The sequence below is a fragment of the Streptomyces sp. NPDC048191 genome (genome assembly GCF_040652655.1).
Lineage (GTDB): Bacteria > Actinomycetota > Actinomycetes > Streptomycetales > Streptomycetaceae > Streptomyces.
The window spans coordinates 579131-598660 of record NZ_JBEZMO010000001.1 but is presented as its reverse complement, the minus strand read 5'-3'; the positions used below and the strand labels follow the sequence as shown (position 1 = coordinate 598660).

At 71.9% G+C, this 19530-nt stretch carries 17 protein-coding genes; 3 read left to right on the top strand and 14 right to left on the bottom strand.

The window, feature by feature from the left end:
- Positions 1-305: 305 nt before the first annotated feature.
- The 5 genes from AB0D93_RS02750 to bldG form a co-directional block, all read right to left on the bottom strand.
- Positions 306-1826, bottom strand: coding sequence for a class I SAM-dependent methyltransferase (locus tag AB0D93_RS02750; RefSeq protein WP_362111700.1), 1521 nt, complete (start codon positions 1824-1826; stop codon positions 306-308).
- 29 nt (positions 1827-1855) lie between these two features.
- Positions 1856-2467, bottom strand: coding sequence for a small secreted protein (locus AB0D93_RS02745; RefSeq protein ID WP_362111697.1), 612 nt, complete (start codon positions 2465-2467; stop codon positions 1856-1858).
- A gap of 206 nt (positions 2468-2673) precedes the next feature.
- Complete coding sequence (locus tag AB0D93_RS02740) at positions 2674-5076, bottom strand: sodium-translocating pyrophosphatase (RefSeq protein WP_362111694.1); 2403 nt, start codon at positions 5074-5076, stop codon at positions 2674-2676.
- A gap of 302 nt (positions 5077-5378) precedes the next feature.
- Positions 5379-5807, bottom strand: coding sequence for an ATP-binding protein (locus tag AB0D93_RS02735; protein ID WP_362111691.1), 429 nt, complete (start codon positions 5805-5807; stop codon positions 5379-5381).
- A gap of 200 nt (positions 5808-6007) precedes the next feature.
- Positions 6008-6349 (bottom strand): anti-sigma factor antagonist BldG, encoded by a 342-nt coding sequence (gene bldG, locus AB0D93_RS02730; RefSeq protein WP_010986038.1) that lies wholly within the window; start codon positions 6347-6349, stop codon positions 6008-6010.
- 83 nt (positions 6350-6432) lie between these two features.
- On the opposite strand from bldG, the gene AB0D93_RS02725 reads away from it, so the two are divergent.
- The gene (locus AB0D93_RS02725) at positions 6433-8949 is read left to right on the top strand and encodes a DEAD/DEAH box helicase (RefSeq protein ID WP_362111688.1); all 2517 of its coding nucleotides are present in this window, start codon (positions 6433-6435) and stop codon (positions 8947-8949) included.
- A gap of 27 nt (positions 8950-8976) precedes the next feature.
- Here the strand turns inward: AB0D93_RS02725 and AB0D93_RS02720 are convergent, their stop codons facing one another.
- The 7 genes from AB0D93_RS02720 to ssd all read right to left on the bottom strand — a co-directional run bounded on the left by AB0D93_RS02720 (position 8977) and on the right by ssd (position 14335).
- Positions 8977-9489 carry an Rv3654c family TadE-like protein gene (locus tag AB0D93_RS02720; RefSeq protein WP_362111685.1) on the bottom strand — a complete coding sequence of 171 codons (513 nt, stop codon included), beginning with the start codon at positions 9487-9489 and terminating at the stop codon, positions 8977-8979.
- A complete protein-coding gene (locus tag AB0D93_RS02715) occupies positions 9486-9824 on the bottom strand; it encodes a TadE family type IV pilus minor pilin (RefSeq protein ID WP_362111682.1) in 339 nt (112 codons plus the stop codon). The genes AB0D93_RS02720 and AB0D93_RS02715 overlap by 4 nt, the downstream gene beginning before the upstream one ends.
- Positions 9825-9846: 22 nt before the next feature.
- Positions 9847-10047, bottom strand: coding sequence for a DUF4244 domain-containing protein (locus tag AB0D93_RS02710; RefSeq protein WP_362111679.1), 201 nt, complete (start codon positions 10045-10047; stop codon positions 9847-9849).
- Positions 10048-10147: 100 nt separating this feature from the next.
- Positions 10148-10924 (bottom strand): type II secretion system F family protein, encoded by a 777-nt coding sequence (locus AB0D93_RS02705; RefSeq protein ID WP_362111676.1) that lies wholly within the window; start codon positions 10922-10924, stop codon positions 10148-10150.
- Positions 10925-11173: 249 nt separating this feature from the next.
- The gene (locus AB0D93_RS02700) at positions 11174-12019 is read right to left on the bottom strand and encodes a type II secretion system F family protein (protein WP_362111883.1); all 846 of its coding nucleotides are present in this window, start codon (positions 12017-12019) and stop codon (positions 11174-11176) included.
- A gap of 7 nt (positions 12020-12026) precedes the next feature.
- Positions 12027-13232 (bottom strand): TadA family conjugal transfer-associated ATPase, encoded by a 1206-nt coding sequence (locus tag AB0D93_RS02695; RefSeq protein WP_362111673.1) that lies wholly within the window; start codon positions 13230-13232, stop codon positions 12027-12029.
- The gene (gene ssd, locus AB0D93_RS02690) at positions 13229-14335 is read right to left on the bottom strand and encodes a septum site-determining protein Ssd (RefSeq protein WP_362111670.1); all 1107 of its coding nucleotides are present in this window, start codon (positions 14333-14335) and stop codon (positions 13229-13231) included. Before ssd ends, AB0D93_RS02695 begins: the two co-directional genes overlap by 4 nt.
- Positions 14336-14929: 594 nt before the next feature.
- Between ssd and AB0D93_RS02685 the strand changes: the two genes are divergently transcribed.
- A complete protein-coding gene (locus AB0D93_RS02685) occupies positions 14930-15760 on the top strand; it encodes an HAD-IB family hydrolase (protein ID WP_362111667.1) in 831 nt (276 codons plus the stop codon).
- Positions 15761-16123: 363 nt separating this feature from the next.
- Here the strand turns inward: AB0D93_RS02685 and AB0D93_RS02680 are convergent, their stop codons facing one another.
- Positions 16124-16948, bottom strand: coding sequence for an oxidoreductase (locus AB0D93_RS02680; RefSeq protein ID WP_362111664.1), 825 nt, complete (start codon positions 16946-16948; stop codon positions 16124-16126).
- 100 nt (positions 16949-17048) lie between these two features.
- Between AB0D93_RS02680 and AB0D93_RS02675 the strand changes: the two genes are divergently transcribed.
- A complete protein-coding gene (locus AB0D93_RS02675) occupies positions 17049-18041 on the top strand; it encodes an ATP-binding protein (RefSeq protein ID WP_362111661.1) in 993 nt (330 codons plus the stop codon).
- 28 nt (positions 18042-18069) lie between these two features.
- Here the strand turns inward: AB0D93_RS02675 and AB0D93_RS02670 are convergent, their stop codons facing one another.
- Positions 18070-19338, bottom strand: a complete 1269-nt coding sequence (locus AB0D93_RS02670; RefSeq protein WP_362111658.1) for a hypothetical protein — start codon at positions 19336-19338, stop codon at positions 18070-18072.
- Between the last annotated feature and the right edge of the window lie 192 nt (positions 19339-19530).

The following is a 19530-nucleotide window of genomic DNA, read 5'->3' as shown; positions in this document are numbered from 1 at the left end:
GACGGGCGGGCGACACCGGAGTGAACGGAGAACCTCCACGGAATCGAACCTCTGGTCGAATTGTGGCAATGAGAGCGCGACTTCCGTATTTTTCCGGCCGTTTTCCCGGCACCGGCGCGTCACGGCCCCCGCCACCGCCCCGCCCCGGCCCGTGCCACCGGCATACGACGATGATCCGGGCACGGCCACCGAGGCATCCGGGGACGGCTACGACCGCACGCGGACGCGGCGTACCTCAGGCGACCCAGTCGCCGTGACCCGCCGCGCACCGGCCAGCCGCCGTTGCCTCCCCCGGCCCGGCCCGCTCAGTTCGCCGGCTCCAGGAAGCCCTGCTCCACCAGGAGCCGGATCTGCGCGGGAGTCCGGTCTCGGAGCACCACCGGGTCCTCGCTCATGAGCTGGGCGATGGCGTCCAGGATGCGGCCCGCGCTCAGGGTGCCGTCGCACACGCCGGCGAAACCGGCACCGATCGTGTCCACCTTGGTGGCCCGGCGCATCCCGCGGTGCTGGCGCAGCACGACGTGCTCCGGGTCCTCGGCGCCGGGCAGCCCGACCTGCTCCTGGACCACCTCGGCGGCGAGCCTGAAGTGGCTGCCGAGCAGCGCCGCGTCGTCGTGCTCGCGGAGATAGTCGAGACGCTCGAAATGCGCCCGGATCGCGTCGCCGAGAGGCTGTTCGACCGGGTGCGGCCACTCCTCCACGGTGACGACGGGCTCGGCGGCAGCCGTCCTGCGCAGGGTGATCCAGCCGAAGCCGACCGCCTTGACCTTGCGCGCCTCGAACTCGTCGAGCCAGGCGTCGTACCGCGCCTGGTACTCCGCCGGATCCCCGCGGTGGTCACCGGCGTCCCTCAGCCACAGCTCGGCGTACTGCGTGACGTCCTGCACCTCGCGCTGCACGATCCAGGCATCGCACCCGCGCGGCACCCACGACCTGAGTCTGTCCTGCCAGTCCTCCCCCGCGACGTGCTGCCAGTTGGCCAGGAACTGCGCGAACCCGCCCTCGTTCAGCCGTTCCCCCGCCTGCTGAACGAGCGAGCGGCACAGATCGTCCCCGCCCATGCCACCGTCGCGGTACGTCAGCCGGGCACCGGGCGAGATGACGAAGGGCGGGTTGGACACGATCAGGTCGAACGACTCGTCGTCCCGGACCGGTTCGAACAGCGAACCCTCGCGCAGGTCGGCGGCGGGCGCCCCGGAGAGCGCGAGCGTGAGCGCGGTGATGTGCAGTGCGCGCGGGTTGAGGTCGGTCGCCGTCACGCGCGTGGCGTGCTGGGCGGCGTGCAGCGCCTGGATGCCGGACCCGGTGCCCAGGTCCAGGGCGGACGCGACCGGCGTACGGACCGTGATGCCGGCGAGGGTCGTGGAGGCGCCGCCGACGCCCAGGACGACACCCTCGTCGTGCTGCCCGATGCCGCCGGCCCCGCCGACCGCGCAGCCCAGGTCCGAGACGATGAACCAGTCCTCGCCGCCGGGGCCGCCGTACGGCCGTACGTCCACGGTGGCGGCCACCTCGTCGCCGCCCACGCGCGTGAGCCACCCGGCCTGGAGCGCCTCCTCGAGGGGCACAACGGCCGCCACGCGCGCGTACGGCACCGGTTGCTGGAGCAGGAACAGCCGTACGAGCGTCTCCAGCGGCGTGTCGCCGCGGGTCGCCCGGAGGGCGGGCACGGTCTCGCTGCGTGCCAGTGCCGCGTACGCGGGGGCGCCGAGCAGATCGAGCAGCCCGTCGGCGGTGAAGGACGCCCCGATCAGGGCGTCCCGCAGCCGGGCGGCGACATCGGGTCGGTCGGCGGAGGGCAGAGGGGAGGAGGTGGTGTCACTCACGCACCCCATTGTGGCCCGTGGCGGGCGACTCAGCTGGAGGCGGGCGACGGCGACCCGGAGGCCTTCGTGCATCCCGTCTGCTTGGTCACCGCCTGGTTGACGTCACCCTTCTCGAGGTTCTGCAGCGCGGTGATCGCGCCGTCGTACTGCGCCGACACCGCCTTCATCCGCTCGGACAGGTCCCCCAGACCGGAGGCGAACTTCGTCTGGTCCTTGGTGTCGAGCCCGTCCACCCGCTTCTTCAGGTCGGCATACGCCGCGGACAGGGCCGTGAGCTTCTTGACGGCGTCCTGCTGCTTCGCCGCGCCGCCGTCCACGCCGGGAGGCGCCCCCGCGTCGGAAAGGCTGGTCGCGCGCGCCTTGAAGCCGTCGGCCAGGTCCTGGAAGGCCTGGGAGTCGGTCTTCTGGACGTCCTTCGGCGGGCCGTCCTTGGTGACCTTCGCCAGCGCGTCGAAGGCGCCCGAGATCTTCGCCTGCTGCGCCGGCAGCGGGTCGCACACCGTCTTGGCCCAGGCCACGAGCTTGGGGTCGGGCCCCTTGTCGCCGCCGCTGCTGGTGCATCCCGACAGCGCCACCACCAGTACCGCACCGCCGGACAGTGCGGCCGCGAGCTTCTTGTTCACCGGATTGGTCCCTTCCATGGCTCTCGGCCCACGGACCCTACACGGCGGGCACACACCCCTCACTCCCCGAACGCCCCCTAAGCGCCCTTTGTGATTCTTTGCACCAAGAGAGAGAAGGCTCACCACGTGGGCGAGCCCACAGACGGCAGCGGGCGGGCGGCGCGTCAGCACGCGCCGCCCGCCCACCCGTTGAGCAGGGCCTCTCCGACAGGCCGGGAGTACGGCTACGAAACCACCGCCGTGTTCGCCGAGTTGGAGACCCGTTCGGTGCTCTCGTCGTCGCCGACGGCGATTCCGCGCCGCTTGGAGACGTACACGGCGGTGACGATCACCAGCAGCGCGAGGACCGCGATCAGGATCCGTACGCCCAGGCTCTTGTCGTTGCCGTAGGAGAACTTGATCACCGCGGGCGCGATGAGCAGCGAGACCAGGTTCATGACCTTGAGCAGCGGGTTGATCGCCGGTCCCGCGGTGTCCTTGAAGGGGTCGCCGACGGTGTCGCCGATCACCGTGGCGGCGTGGGCCTCGCTGCCCTTGCCGCCGTGGTGCCCGTCCTCCACCAGCTTCTTGGCGTTGTCCCAGGCACCGCCGGAGTTGGCCAGGAACACCGCCATCAGCGTGCCCGCGCCGATCGCGCCCGCGAGGTAGGAGCCGAGCGAGCCGACGCCGAGCGTGAAACCGACGAAGATCGGCGCCATGACGGCGAGCAGACCTGGTGTGGCCAGCTCCCGCAGGGCGTCCCTGGTGCAGATGTCGACGACCTTGCCGTACTCGGGCTTCTCGCTGTAGTCCATGATCCCGGGCCGCTCCCGGAACTGCCGCCGCACCTCGAACACCACCGAACCGGCCGACCGTGACACGGCGTTGATGGCGAGTCCGGAGAAGAGGAAGACGACGGCCGCGCCCGCGATGAGGCCGACCAGGTTGTTGGGCTGCGAGATGTCCAGGGACAGGCTCAGCGGCGCACCCGGCCCGGTGAGCTTCTCCCCCACGCCCTGCACGTTGGTGGTGATCGCGTCGCGGTACGACCCGAACAGCGCCGACGCGGCGAGGACGGCGGTGGCGATGGCGATGCCCTTGGTGATGGCCTTGGTGGTGTTGCCGACCGCGTCCAGGTTGGTGAGCACCTGGGCGCCCGCGCCCTCGACCTCGCCCGACATCTCGGCGATGCCCTGGGCGTTGTCGGAGACCGGACCGAAGGTGTCCATGGCGACGATCACCCCGACCGTGGTGAGCAGACCGGTGCCGGCCAGCGCGACCGCGAACAGCGCGAGCATGATCGACGTGCCGCCTAGCAGGAACGCGCCGTACACGCCGAGCCCGATGAGCAGCGCGGTGTAGACGGCCGACTCCAGGCCCAGCGAGATGCCGGACAGGACGACGGTGGCCGGGCCGGTGAGGGACGTCTTGCCGATGTCCCTGACCGGGCGGCGGCTGGTCTCGGTGAAGTAGCCGGTCAGCTGCTGGATGACGGCGGCGAGCAGGATGCCGATCGCCACCGCGACCAGGGCGAGGATCCGCGGGTCGCCGTCCTTGCCCCTGATCGCCGCGTCCGTCACGCCGCTGAGAGCGGAGTACTTCGAGGGCAGATAGACGAAGACCGCGATCGCGACGAGTGCGAGCGAGATCACCGCGGAGATGAAGAAGCCGCGGTTGATCGCGGTCATACCGCTGCGGTCGGCACGGCGTGGCGCGACCGCGAAGATGCCGATCATCGCCGTGACGACGCCGATCGCGGGCACCAGCAGCGGGAACGCCAGCCCCGAGTTGCCGAACGCGGCCTTGCCGAGGATCAGCGCGGCCACCAGGGTCACGGCGTACGACTCGAAGAGGTCGGCCGCCATGCCCGCGCAGTCTCCGACGTTGTCGCCCACGTTGTCGGCGATGGTCGCGGCATTGCGCGGGTCGTCCTCCGGAATGCCCTGTTCGACCTTGCCGACCAGGTCGGCGCCGACGTCGGCGGCCTTGGTGAAGATGCCGCCGCCCACACGCATGAACATCGCGATCAGGGCGGCACCGAGGCCGAAGCCCTCCAGCACCTTCGGAGCGTCGGCGGCGTACACCAGCACCACGCAGGAGGCGCCGAGCAGGCCGAGCCCCACCGTGAACATGCCGACGACGCCGCCCGTGCGAAATGCGATCTTCATCGCGGTGTGCGAGACGGTCGTGAGATCCTTTTCCGGTTCGCCTGGTGCCGGTGTGGCCTCCCGGGCCGCCGCGGCGACCCGCACATTGCTGCGCACGGCGAGCCACATGCCGATATAGCCGGTGGCCGCCGAGAACGCCGCACCGATCAGGAAGAACACCGATCGTCCGGCACGCTGATTCCAGTCGTCCGCGGGCAGCAGCATGAGCAGGAAGAAGACGACGACTGCGAATACGCCGAGCGTGCGCAGCTGCCGGGCGAGATACGCCTTCGCACCTTCCTGGACCGCCTCGGCGATCCGTTTCATGCTGTCGGTGCCCTCGCCCGCGGCCAGTACCTGGCGCACCAGGATCCCCGCGACCACCAAGGCGGCCAGGGCGACCGCGGCGATGACGACCACGATGATCCGGTTGTGTTCGGTCAGGACCGCGGCTGCTAGGGATGTGGGGTGACCCGACTGAGGGATGGAAAGCCCCGCCATTCGTCCTCCTTGACGCTTGGGCTGAGCTCAAGATGTGGACGGATTCTAGGTACCCCGGAGTGATCTCAACAGAGCGCGGTAAACGGAATTAGCCTAACCGGCTCATCAGCAAATGATCGAGATCGCGACAGGTGACCCGAATGGAGTAATGCCCTCGAACCATTGACGCCTGATTAACCGCTTGATCCAATCATCGGGACATTGATCGTGAATTCCTTCACGAATTCGGGAGGCCGCCTCTCCGGCCAGGAAAAACAACGAGGGCCCTGCTCGGCAGGGCCCTCGTGAAGTGGTGTGTCGCGTCAGACCAGCGCCGGGGCGGGGGGTGTGGTCGGCCAGGTCATGCGGATCAGACCGCCGTCCTGTCCGGTGGTCACGTGGACGTCGTCGACGAGGCCGCTGATGACCGCGAGGCCCATCTCGTCCTCCTCGACCTCCGCATCACCGTCCTGCGCCCCGGGCGTGTCGCCCGGGGTGGCGTGCGGCGCCTCGTCGCCGACCTCGATGGAGAACTGTTTCTCCTCCTCGATCAGCGCCACCTTCACCGGCGCGCTGATGCCGCTGTTCTGATGCAGTCCGACGGCACGGGAGCAGGCCTCGCCGACGGCGAGCCGGACCTCGTCCAGGACGGCCTCGTCCACTCCGGCCCTGCGTGCCACCGCGGCCGCCACCAGCCGGGCGGTCCGGACGTGCTCGGGCAGCGCGCTGAAGCGGAGTTCGACGGTGGCCATGCATCCCCCTAGCGACTACGGGCGTGCGGACGGGGGCGGGGCCGCCGAGCGCCCGCACCCCCTGGTGTGCTTCTGTGCCCCGGGCCGCTTCAGGGCCCGGGACGGAACCGGTCGGCACGCCGGCCACGAACGCAACGGGCCGGACGTCACCGGCCGACGTCCGGGCTCCGAGGAGCCCGGCGCCGGTGACCGGTCCAGGGTCAGTCGGTGGCCGCCACCGCTTCCTCGACCGAGGTGTGGATCGGGAACACCTTGGTGAGGCCGGTGATACGGAAGATCTTGAGAATGCGCTCCTGGTTGCAGACCAGGCGCAGCGAGCCCTCATGGGCACGCACTCGCTTCAGACCGCCGACCAGCACGCCGAGCCCGGTGGAGTCGAGGAAGTCCACGCCCTCCATGTCGACGACGAGGTGGAAATTCCCGTCGTTCACCAGCTCGACCAGCTGCTCGCGCAGCTTGGGCGCGGTGTATACATCGATTTCGCCACCGACCTCGACGACCGTACGATCGCCGACGGTACGGGTCGACAGGGACAGGTCCACGGATCCTCCAGCACCTTGCTATCGAGCGGTCGCCCCTTAAGGACACCTCGGCTTGCGGCCCCCGGGACGCATCGCCAGCCGCGATGGCATTCAATCACTTACTGGCAGGCGTGCACGACGCCTTGACTCCATTGTCCGTCACGCCAGTGACACACTCGGTGCCGATGGCCAAGAATCACCGATCCGATCGATCCCCGGCGAACCCGGCGTCGCGCCCGTCTCCGGGCGCGGTTCTGGACCGGCTCGCCTCCGGGCCGAGCCGGTCTGCGCGCATCACTCATACGGAGCACTTGCCCCCGCGCGCGGGCCGCCATGCCGTCTGGCCTGACCGAATCCGGGCCGAGGTGATCGCGGCCGTCCAGGCGTGCGGCATCGAACACCCCTGGGCGCACCAGGCGCTGGCCGCCGAGCACGCCCTGGACGGCGACTCGGTGGTCGTCGCCACCGGCACCGCCTCCGGCAAGTCCCTGGCGTACCTCGTGCCCGTCCTGTCCACCCTCCTGGACGGCGCCGACGCCCCGAACGGCCGTGGGGCCACCGCGCTGTACCTGGCCCCCACCAAGGCGCTCGCGGCGGATCAGTGCCGGTCGGTGAAGGAACTTTCACAACCCCTCGGCACCGCCGTGCGCCCGGCCGTGTACGACGGCGACACCCCGTTCGAGGAACGGGAGTGGATCCGCCAGTACGGCAACTACGTCCTGACCAACCCCGACATGCTGCACCGCGGGATACTCCCCTCCCACCCGCGCTGGTCCTCCTTCCTGAAGTCGCTCAAGTACGTCGTCATCGACGAATGCCACACCTACCGCGGCGTCTTCGGCTCGCACGTCGCCCAGGTGCTGCGCCGACTGCGCCGGCTGTGCGCACGCTACGGCGCCTCGCCCGTCTTCCTGCTGGCCTCGGCGACCGCCGCCGAGCCCGCCGTCGCCGCCCGCCGGCTGACCGGCCTGCCGGTGACCGAGGTCGCCGACGACGCCTCCCCGCGCGGCGAGCTCGTCTTCGCCCTCTGGGAGCCCCCGCTCACCGAACTGCACGGCGAGAAGGGCGCCCCGGTACGGCGCACCGCCACCGCCGAGACCGCCGACCTGCTGACCGACCTCACCGTGCAGGGCGTGCGCTCGGTCGCCTTCGTACGGTCCCGGCGCGGCGCCGAGCTGATCTCGGTGATCGCCCAGGAGAGACTCGCCGAGGTCGACCGCTCCCTGGTCCGGCGGGTCGCGGCCTACCGAGGCGGCTACCTCCCCGAGGAGCGCCGCGCCCTGGAACGCGCCCTGCACTCCGGCGAACTCCTCGGGCTGGCCGCCACCACGGCCCTGGAGCTGGGTGTGGACGTCTCCGGCCTGGACGCCGTGGTCATCTCCGGCTACCCGGGCACGCGCGCGTCCCTGTGGCAGCAGGCGGGCCGTGCGGGCCGTTCCGGCCAGGGCGCGCTCGCCGTGCTGGTGGCCCGCGACGACCCGCTGGACACCTTCCTGGTCCACCATCCGGAGGCCCTGTTCGACCAACCGGTGGAATCGACCGTCCTCGACCCCGACAATCCCTACGTCCTCGCCCCGCACCTGTGCGCCGCCGCCGCCGAGATCCCGCTGACCGAGGAGGACCTGGACCTCTTCGGCCCCGCCTCCGCGGAGGTGCTGCCGCAGCTGGAGGCCGCGAAGCTGCTCCGCCGGCGGACAAAGGCCTGGCACTGGACGCGCCGGGAGCGGGCCGCCGACCTGACCGACATCCGCGGCGCGGGCGGGAGCCCGGTGCAGGTCGTCGAGTCCGGCACCGGCCGCCTGCTCGGCACGGTCGACGCGGGCGCCGCGCACTCCGCGGTCCACGAGGGTGCGGTCCACCTCCACCAGGGCCGCACCTACCTGGTGCGCACCCTCGACCTGGAGGACTCGGTCGCCCTGGTCGAGCAGGCCGACCCGCCGTACTCGACGGTCGCCCGCGACACCACCTCCATCTCCATCCTGGAGACCGACACCGAGATCCCCTGGGGTGCCGGCCGCCTCTGCTACGGCTCGGTCGAAGTCACCAACCAGGTAGTCTCCTACCTCCGCAGACGCCTCATCACCGGCGAAGTGCTCGGCGAGACCAAACTCGACCTCCCTCCTCGTACGCTGCGCACACGCGCGGTGTGGTGGACGGTCACCGACGACCAGCTGGACGAGGCCCGGATCAACCCGGAGATCCTCGGCGGCTCCCTGCACGCCGCCGAACACGCCTCGATCGGCCTGCTGCCCCTGTTCGCGACCTGCGACCGCTGGGACATCGGCGGCGTCTCGATCCCGCTGCACCCGGACACCCTGCTGCCGACGGTCTTCGTGTACGACGGCCACCCGGGCGGAGCGGGCTTCGCCGAGCGCGCCTTCCGCACCGCCCGCGCCTGGCTCACCGCCACCCGCGAGGCCATCGCCTCCTGCGAGTGCGAGGCCGGCTGCCCGTCCTGCATCCAGTCCCCCAAGTGCGGCAACGGCAACGACCCGCTGCACAAGAGGGGCGCGGTACGGCTCCTCACGGTGCTGTTGCGGGGAGCGCCGGAGGAGGACCCGGGGGAACAGGGCCAACAGCCGGCCGAGGGGGCCGCTCGGGGGCGGACGCCGCACGCTTGAGAGCGCCCGGCACCGGTTCGTCCCGTCTCACTCGGCCGGCACCGGCCCGGCATCTCGTGGCACCGGTCCCGCCGGCTCTGCGTCCTCGGACCCCGGTCTCCCCGGCCCACTGTCCCGTGGCACGGGTCCCGCCGGCCCACTGTCCCGTGGCACGGGTCCCGCCGGCCCGGCATCCTCCGGCACCGGTCCCGCCGGTCCCGCTCTGGCCCTGGCCTCCGCCGCGAACGGTCCTCTTCCCGAGGCGCCCGTCACGTCCGAGGTCTCGCCGACGAGCGTGCACCGGACCAGCCGTACCCCCTGGGCCGCGGCGACCCGCCCGGCCCGCGCGCAGGCCGCCGCGCCGCCCTCGGTCCAGTGGGCCGCCGCCGCGAGCGCCGCCAGATCCGCGCCACCCGCCGCCCGGTGCCGGACCACGACGGCCTGTCCGAGCGCGAGGACGGCGCCGAACACCGCACAGAGCACGGCGATCGCCCCCAGACTCCACACGGTGGCCGACCCCCGGTCGGAGTGCGGCCCAACCCGCGCCCCACCTCCCTTCATGGTCCCGTCTCCCCCGCCCCGGTCGTCTCCTCGGCCGGCGCGACGGCTTCCTCCCGCACCTCGAACGGCAACCCGCTCAGCACCGGCGGTCTGGCCACCACCGTCACCCGGACCCGGTCGCCCTCGCGCCCGACCGTCACCCGCGCCCCGCGGGGCGCCGCCTCCCGGGTCACCGTCACCACCGCGTCGGCCGGGTCCTGACGGGCGGCGGCCCGGGCGCCGATGCGGGCGGCGTCCACGCACTGGATCTGTGCGGCCACCGCGAGCAGCCCCCAGACCAGCGCCATCGTGAACGCCACCAGCACACACAGCACCACGGCCGCCTCCGCGGTCACGAACCCCCGGTCCGCGCCTCGCTCACATCCGCGCACTGAGGGCCTTCTTCACGATGGCCTGCAGTTCCGCCCGCACCTGGCCGCTGGTGACGACCTCGTAGAGCAGCAACGCGAACCCGACCGCCGCGATGATGCCCATCGCGTATTCGGACGTCACCATTCCGGCGTCCCCGCGGCGCGTCCCGCGCAGCCGTACCGTCACTTCCTTGATCTTCCCGAGCATTCCAACCCCCGTGGGATTCATGTGCTTTGCGGTTCTCCGCTTCTTGCGGTCCTCCGCGACTACTTGGGCGACTGTTTGGACTCGTTCGTTCTGGTACGCCTCACCTGCCTCCCCTCATCCCGCCGGCGAGTCCGAGCACGACGGGCAGCACACCGACCGCGATGAAGGCGGGCAGGAAGCACAGGCCCACCGGAGCGGAGATCAGTACGGCCGCACGCCGGGCCCGGGCCGTCGCGGTGCGGGTCCACTGCGCGCGTGCGTCGGAGGCGAGACGGGCGGCCGGGCCGGCCGCCGGAAGCCCGGACTCGTCGGCCCGCTCCAGCAGCCGCGCCAGCGCTCCGGCGCCGGGCAGCCCGGCCAACAGCCGCCAGGCATCCCCCGGTTCACCACCGAGCCGGACCTCCGCCGCGCCCCGCGCCAGTGCCTCCCCGACCGGTCCGCCGAGGGCCTCGCCCACCGCCTGGGCGGCGATCACCGGGCTTGCGCCCGCCGCGATGCACGCGGCCAGCAGGTCGGCGGCGAGCGGGAGTTGGCGTACGGCTGCCGAGGTGTCGACCGGCTCCGCTCTTCCGGCCGCCATCTGCCGACCGCGCCACCGCCAGAGCACGACTCCGGCCACCAGCCCCAGCACGGCCCCGCTCAGGCCACCGAGCAGGACCCACGTGCCGCACACCGCCCCGGCCGGCGGCAGCCAGCGCCGCACCAGTCCCGCCGAGGCGAACCCCGGCCGGGACAGCGGCGGTTCCAGACCCAGCAGCTCCGCCACTCGTCGGCGCGCCCGACGCCGCCGGATCAGATCCAACCGCCCGACCACCCAGCCGAGGACCAGAGCCACGACCCCGGCCATCCCCAGCCTGTGGACAACTTCCCCACTCATGCCGCCCGCTCTCCTCACACGTCCCGAACCCCGCACCACGTCACGCGCACCGCCCCGAAACCACCCCTTCGGACCGCGCACCGCCCGAACCACTCCCTCCGACCCTGGACCCCGCACCGCCTCCGCCCACTCCCTCCGACCCCGGACCACCCACCGCCTCCGCCCACTTCCTCCGCTCCCGGACCCCGCACCCCCAGCCCCCTCCGACCCCGACCCAGGCACCGCCTCGCGCCCACCTGCCTCGCCCGCTCACACCACCCCCGCTCCCCGCACGATCCGCACCGCCCACCACAACCCCGCCGCCTCGAACACCGACCCGGCCGCCAGGCAGCCGAGGCCGGCGCCGGTGTGGAGCAGCACATGGAGCGGGTCCGCGCCCATGGCCGAGCCGAGGAGGAGGCCGAGGGCGGGCAGCACGGCGAGGAGCACGGTGGTCGCCCGGGCGCCCGCCAACTGGGCGCGGAGATCCGCGTGTTGGTCCCGCTCGGTGCGCAGGGCCGCGTCCAGCCGGTCCAGGCCCGCCGCGAGTCCGGCGCCCTGGTCCACCGCCACCCGCCAGCAGGCGGCCAGCCCGAGCAGGCCCTCGGCGCCCGGTTGCCGGGCCGCCGCGGCGAGTGCGCCGGGCACGTCTCCACCGAACCGCGCCGCCGCGACCACGGCCGCCTGTGCCTCGCCGAGCCCGCCGGAGTCCCGCGCCGCCCGCAGCAGCGCCTCGCCCGGCTGTCGTCCGGCGCGCACCTCCCCGGCGAGCATTCCGCACAGGGCGATCACCGCGTCCGCCCGCCGCTCCCGGACGAGCCGGGCCTGACGGGCCAGCCGTACCCGGCGCAGCACCGGCACCCCGGCCGCCCCCGCGACGACAGGAAGCACCGAGGTCCCCAGCAGCCCGAGGAGCAGGCCGGCCGCGAGCGCCCACCATTCGGCACGCAACCGGCCGCACAGCCTTCGCAGCTCCGCGAGGCCCTGGTCCCAGGAGGGCGGGCCCGTCGTCACCACTGCGCCGCCCGCGAGCAGCAGCCGCGCCCGCCGCATGCCGTAGTGCCGCCCGCCCAGCAGCCAGACCAGCGCGCCGAAGCAGATCAGTGCGGCGCCCATGGTCGTCTCACCGTGCACGCCCCACACCCCTCTCCGAGGCCGCTCCGGCGTCCAGGAGCCGCTCCAGCCGCTCCCAGCCCCGCTCGCGCACGAAGGCGTGCTCGCCCCAGCGCAGGGCTGGCACCGTCCGCACCAGCCCCGTGGCGTCCCGCTCCAGTACGTGCACCTCGGCGATCCGGCGCCGCCCGGACCGGTCCCGTACGAGGTGCACGACCACGGAGAGCGCGGCCGCCAACTGGCTGTGCAGCGCGGCCCGGTCGAGCCCGGCGGCCGTGGCCAGGGCCTCCAGGCGGGCGGGTACGTCCCCGGCTGCGTTGGCGTGGACCGTGCAACAGCCGCCCTCGTGCCCGGTGTTGAGGGCCGCGAGCAGGTGTACGACCTCGGGTCCGCGGACCTCGCCGACGACCAGCCGGTCGGGCCGCATGCGCAGCGCCTGCCGGACGAGGTCATCCAGGGTGACCAGGCCGGCGCCCTCCTGGTTGGCGGGCCGGGTCTCCAGCCGGACGACGTGCGGGTGGTCCGGCCGCAGCTCGGCCGAGTCCTCGGCGAGCACGATCCGCTCGCCCTGCCCGACCAGCCCCAGCAGGGCGCTGAGCAGGGTCGTCTTGCCGCTTCCGGTACCGCCGCTGACGAGGAAGGACAGCCGGGCCGCGAGCAGCGCCCGCAGGATCCGGTCACCACCGGGCGGCACCGTGCCGGCCTCGACCAGTTCCTCCAGCGTGAACGCCCGGGGGCGTACGACCCTCAGGGCCAGGCAGGTGCAGCCGACGGCGACCGGGGGCAGCACCGCGTGCAACCGGGTGCCGTCGGGCAGCCGGGCGTCCGCCCACGGCCGGGCGTCGTCCAGCCGGCGTCCGGCCACGGCGGCCAGCCGCTGCGCGAGGCGTCGTACGGCCGCCGCGTCGGGGAAGGTCACCGGGGTCAGCTCCAGGCCGCCACCGCGGTCCACCCACACCCGGTCCGGGGCGGAGACGAGGACGTCGGTGACGAGCGGGTCGGCGAGCAGCGGTTCCAGGGGGCCGGTGCCGACGAGTTCGGACCTCAGCTGCCGGGCCGTGCCGAGGACTTCGGCGTCGCCGAGCACCCGGCCCTGTTCCCGCAGGGCCTGGGCCACGCGCGCCGGGGTGGGTTCGGCGCCGCTCTCGGCCAGTCGGCGCCGGACGCCGTCGAGCAGGGCCGCGCCGTCCGCGCGATCGAGTCCGGTCAGGCTCATCGGGTGCCTCCGGCCTCGACCAGCGCCCGCTCCCAGAAGTTCGCGCAGAAACGGGCCAGCGGGCCGCGTCCGTTCGCGCCAGGGGGTTTGACGCCGCCCTGCGGGCGCAGCAGCGGCGTCTCGACCGGCACCTCCCCGGCCAGCGGCAGGGCGAGCAGGCGGGCCACCTCCTGGTCGTCCAGGCCCGGCGCGTACGGCCCGCGTACCGCCACGCGCAGGTCGCGCACGACCATGCCGACGGCGGAGGCCACCCGTCCGGCGGCCGCGACGGCGCGCAGTTCGGCGGGGACGACGAGCAGGGCCAGGTCGAGCTGGGCGAGGGCTTCGGCGACCCCGTCGTCGAGCCGGCGGGGCAGGTCCACCACGACCGCGCCGCCGCGCCGCCGGGCGGCGGCGAGCACCGCGCGCACCGCCTGCGGCGGGATGGCGACACAGTCGCCGCGGTCCCAGCTCAGCACTCGAAGGGAGTGCAGTTCGGGCAGTGACTCCTCCAGGGCTCCGCCGCCGACCCGTCCGCGGGAGGCGGCGAAGGCGGGCCAGCGCAGTCCGTCGGCGCTCTCACCGCCGAGGAGTACGTCGAGTCCGCCGCCGAGGGGATCCGCGTCCACGAGGAGGGTGCGCACTCCGTCGCGCGCGGAGGTGACGGCGAGGGCGCACGCGAGCGTGGAGGCGCCCGCCCCGCCCCGGCCGCCGATCACCCCGACGGTGAGGGCCGGGCGGCCGACGCCCTCGGCGACGTCGGCGATCCGGTCGACGAGCCACTGCTCCCCGTCGGGAAGCATCAGGACGTGGTCGGCGCCGATCTCGACGGCGCGTTTCCACACCCCCGAGTCGTCCTGGTCGCGGCCGACCAGTACCACTCCCCGCCTGCGCGTGGCCCCGCCGACCCGGCGGGCGGCGTCGTCGCCGACCAGCACCAGCGGGGCCGTTTCCCAGCCGTCGCCGTGTTCCGGTACGCCGTGGTGGACCTCGGGTGTGGCGCCGGCGGCCGCGCACAGGCGCAGCAGGTCGTCCAGGAGTCCGGCGTCCTCGGTGACGATGAGCGGCCGGCCGGGCCGGCCGGAGGTGCCGGGCGGCGGGTCGTGGGTGACGGTTCCGGTCACGAGTGTTCCCCCTTCGCTGCATGGGCCGCGCAGCCTCTGCGGCCACGCGATTCCCAAAGGTGTGAAGAACCGGCAAGCGGCCCCCCATATGAGCTGCCGGCGGAAACCGGCCATACGCGCCCCGGCAATCGGAACCGGCCATGAACTCGCCACGGCCGGAGCGCGCTGGAATCACGGTGCAGCGATCCTCGAAATCATGTGGATCTTGGTGGAAAACTGTGGACAACTCGGAGGCTGTGAATATCGCCGTCACCCATACCGGTGACCTCTGTACCGATCCCTGTGCGACTTCCACAGAGCAGCGCGACGATTACCCGGAGTAACGAATCATGGACGTGCGTGAGCGGCGGCCGCGGCGGCGCCAGGCCGGCCTCAGGGCCGCACGAAGAAAGGGGAGAAACGGAGAAAACCCACCCGGACATGCGACGACCCCCGCCGGGGGGGAGAGCGGGGGTCGTCCCCACGGCCGACTCGGGGGGGGAGGAGTCGGGCCGGGTTAGCACGGTCGCGAACGATCCGTGACTTCCATGGTGTACCCGAGAGCCCTCTCAGGCAAACCCACGCGCCCCACCTTACGCCGAATGGTGGGCGCCTATGCTCAGGGGCGTGGAAAACCACTCCTTGCCCCGCGCAGCCGCCTTCTTTGACCTGGACAAGACGGTCATTGCGAAGTCGAGCACGCTCACCTTCAGCAAGTCCTTCTACCAAGGCGGACTGATCAACCGCAGGGCCGCGTTGCGCACCGCATATGCCCAGTTCGTCTTCCTGGTCGGCGGCCTGGATCACGACCAGATGGAGCGCATGCGCGAGTACCTGTCCACCCTGTGCCGCGGCTGGAACGTGCAGCACGTGCGGGAGATCGTCGCCGAAACCCTGCACGACCTCATCGACCCGATCATCTACGACGAGGCCGCCTCCCTCATCGAGGACCACCACACGGCCGGACGGGACGTGGTGATCGTGTCGACCTCGGGCGCCGAGGTGGTCGAGCCCGTCGGCGAACTGCTCGGCGCGGACCGGGTGGTGGCGACGCGGATGGTCGTGGGCGAGGACGGCTGCTTCACCGGGGAGGTGGAGTACTACGCGTACGGACCGACCAAGGCCGAGGCGATCCGGGAACTGGCCGCGTCCGAGGGCTACGACCTCGACCGCTGCTACGCCTACAGCGACTCGGCGACCGATCTGCCGATGCTCCAGGCGGTCGGGTACCCGCACGCGGTGAACCCGGACCGCGCGCTGCGCCGCGAGGCACTCGCGCGGGGGTGGCCGGTTCTGGAGTTCCGCCGGCCGGTCCCGCTGAAGAAGCGGCTGCCGACGCTCTCCGTCCCGCCGCGGCCCGCACTGGTCGCGGCGGCGGCCATAGGAGCGGCGGCCGCGACCGCCGGCCTCGTCTGGTACGCCAACCGGCGCCGGAGTACCGCCTGACGCCGGAGCACCACCCGACCGGCGCCCGTTTCACCCGGTTTTGAGCCTGAAAGTAAAGAACTGCAGGCGGGGGTTCCGCTTCCTTCGGGCTCGCGGTACAAAGGCTTTAGGCCCGCGAGACCAAGGGACATCCGAGAGGATCACCTACCACTACGCAGTTGGCCCCACGGACCACGCATGGACACTGGGCACCCACGCGACGTCGACCCGTCGATTACGGGCCAGCCGCACCAGGTGACGGGCAAAGTCCCCGACCTGATGGGCAGATATCGAGGACGCTTGGTAACTCGGTGAACATGCCAGCGGCGGTACGAACACTCGTACCGCCGCATCCCATGTCCGGGGCGGCTCCCCGCCGGCCCCTCAGGCCGCGCCGCGCTGCAGCGCCTCACACACGGCCGTCGACTCGCGCGCACCCAGTTCGATCGCCCTGCCACAGTGCGCGATCCAGGCCGCCATGCCCTCGGGGGTGCCCGAGACGTACCCCTCCAGCGCCGCCAGATAGGAGGCTCGGCCCAGCTCGGCGTGACCGACCTCGGCCGGGCAGACCGCCTTGGGGTCCAGGCCGCTGCCGATCAGGACGATCCGCTCGGCCGTACGCGCCACCAGGCCGTTGTGCGACACGAAGGGGCGCAGGGCGAGCAGCTCGCCGTGCACCACCGCGGCCGTGACCAGCGCGGGCGCGGACGTCCCGGCGATGATCAGGTCCGCGAGCCCCTCCAGCCGGCCGGAGACCTCCGCCGCGTCCGGCAGCGGCAGCTCGATCAGCGGCTCCTGGACCGGCTCGCCGGCCTGGCGCGGCCTGCCCACCTCGTCGCCCTTGCTCGCCGCGGCCACCAGGTGCAGCCGGGCCAGCACCCTCAGGGGGGACTGCCGCCAGATGGACAGCAGCTGCCCCGCCTCCGCCGACAGCCTGAGGGCCGCACCCATGACGCGCGCCTCGTCGTCGCCGCCGAAGTCGGTGCGCCGCCGCACCTCCTCCAGGGCCCAGTCGGCGCCAGACAGCGCGGCGGAGCCCCGGGCACCGCGCAGGGCCGCCTCGGAGGTGATCTCGGTGCTGCGGCGCCGCATGATGCGGTGCCCGTAGACCCGGTCCACGGCCTTGCGCACGGACTCCACGGAGTCGGCCACGCCGGGCAGCGAGCCCAGGGCCGCGAGCGGGTCGGCGTTCGCGCCTGTCGTACTCATGAGTACGACACTACGCACCCCACCGGCCGACCCCTCGAAGGAGTGGTCTTCTTCACTCCCCCTGCCACATACAGCTATCACCTGACTACTCTTGGTGAACATGAAAATTGCTTTCGTCGGGAAGGGTGGCAGCGGCAAGACCACGCTCTCCTCCCTCTTCATCCGCCACCTCGCGGCCGCCGGTGCCCCGGTGGTCGCCATCGACGCGGACATCAACCAGCACCTGGGGCCCGCCCTAGGCCTCGACGAGGCGGAGGGCGCCGCACTGCCCGCCATGGGCGAACGGCTGCCGCTGATCAAGGACTACCTGCGCGGCACCAACCCGCGCATCCACTCCGCCGCCACCATGATCAAGACGACCCCGCCCGGCGAGGGCTCGCGGCTGGTCCGGGTGCGGGAGCCGAATCCGGTCTACGACGCCTGCGCGCGACCGGTGGAACTCGACGGCGGTGCCGTCCGTTTGATGGTCACCGGGCCCTTCACGGACGCCGACCTCGGGGTCGCCTGCTACCACTCCAAGACGGGAGCGGTGGAGCTGTTCCTGAACCACCTCGTCGACGGTCCCGACGAGTACGTCGTGGTCGACATGACGGCGGGTTCGGACTCCTTCGCCTCCGGCATGTTCACCCGCTTCGACATGACGTTCCTCGTCGCCGAGCCGACCCGGAAGGGGGTCTCCGTCTATCGCCAGTACAAGGAGTACGCCCGCGACTTCGGCGTCGCCCTCAAGGTCGTCGGCAACAAGATCCAGGAACAGGACGACATCGACTTCCTGCGCGCGGAGGTCGGAGACGACCTGCTCGTCACCGTCGGGCGCTCGGACTGGGTGCGCGCCATGGAGAAGGGCCGGCCGCCCCGGTTCGATCTCCTGGAGAAGGCCAACGCCCGCGCCCTGCAGACCCTGAGGACCGCCGCCGACGCCACGTACGAGCTGCGGGACTGGGAGCGCTACACCCGCCAGATGGTGCACTTTCACCTCAAGAACGCCGAGGCGTGGGGCAACGAGCGCACCGGGGCCGACCTGGCCGCGCAGGTCGACCCCGCCTTCGTGCTCGGCGAAGGCGTCGGCGCGGGCGTGACCACTCCCGCGTGACGCCCGTGTGACAACTCCCGCGAGACGGCTACTGCTTGATCGCCGGTGCCCCGGGCACGCCCTTCGGCGCCGGGGCCGGCCGGCCGGAGAGGAAGGACGCCCAGCCCTGCCTGGGGGCCTCGCCCACCTCCAGGGTGCGCAGCTTCGCCAGGACCTTCGGATCCTGGGCGTCCAGCCAGTCGACGAGCTGGTGGAAGGAGACGCAGCGCACGTCCGGCTTGTTGCACACCTCCTTCACCGTGTCCTCGACGGCGCGCATGTAGGTGCCGCCGTTCCAGGACTCGAAATGGTTGCCGATGACCAGCGGAGCGCGGTTGCCGTCGTAGGCCCGGTAGAACCCCTTGATCAGGCCGTCGCGCATCTGGTCGCCCCAGTAGTCGAACTTGTCCGGGTCGCCCTGGGTCTTGGTGCCGGACTGGTTGACCATGAAGTTGTAGTCCATGGTCAACTGCTCGAAGGTGTGCCCGGGGAAGGGCACCAGCTGCATCGACAGATCCCACAGGCCGTTCTTCCTCTTGGGCCAGACCTGGTTGTCGACCCCGCTGGAGTCATAGCGGAAGCCCAGCTGCCGGGCTGCCTTCATGAAGTTCTTCTGGCCCTCTAGGCAGGGAGTGCGGGCGCCGATCAGCTCCTTGTCGTAGTCGAAGGGCAGCGGAGCGGCGTTCGTCATCCCGGTGTTGGTCTTCCAGGTCTTCACGAACTGCTTGGCCTGGGCGATCTCGCTCTTCCACTCGTTCACCGACCAGGTGCCGACCCCGCCGTCGGGTCCGCAGAAGTGGCCGTTGAAGTGGGTGCCGATCTCGTTGCCCTCCAGCCAGGCGAGCCGCGCCTGCTTGATGGTGTCGGCGATCCCCTTCTCGTCGTTGAAGCCGATGTCGGAACTGCCGGGCGCGTGCTGCGGCGGCTTGTACAGGTCGCGCTTGTCCTTCGGGAGCGTGTACACACCGCTGAGGAAGTACGTCATGGTCGCGTGGTTCTCCTTGGCGACCTGACGGAAGTGCGAGAAGAGCTTCTGCCTGTCCTCGCCCGCGCCGTCCCAGGAGAACACCACGAACTGCGGCGGCTTCTGACCGGGCTCGAGTCTCTCGGGTCTGGGCAGATGGGGCTGCGCGCCGGTGTACGCGGTGGATCCGTCGCCGATCAGCCGGAACACACTGCCCGGCGCAGGGGCACCCTTCTTCGGGCCGGGCGCCGCTGCTTGCTTCGAACCGTGGGAGCCGGTCGTGCAACCGGCGAGCGACGAGGCACAGGCCGCGGCGACCACGACACCGACGGCGATCCTCTGGGTGGCGGTCATGTTCCGCCCACCTTCTTCCTTCTCTCAGGCAAACGCTGACGAGGGCCGATTTCTGGTGACCTGCCGGGCTTGAACCGACAGCGCCGCCAAGGTCGCACGGGACCGAGAAGGAATTAGTACGACAAGCCGATCAAATGATCAGTTCCCTCATATGAGCGATCGACTGAGGCATTTGCTCCGAAAAGCCATGCA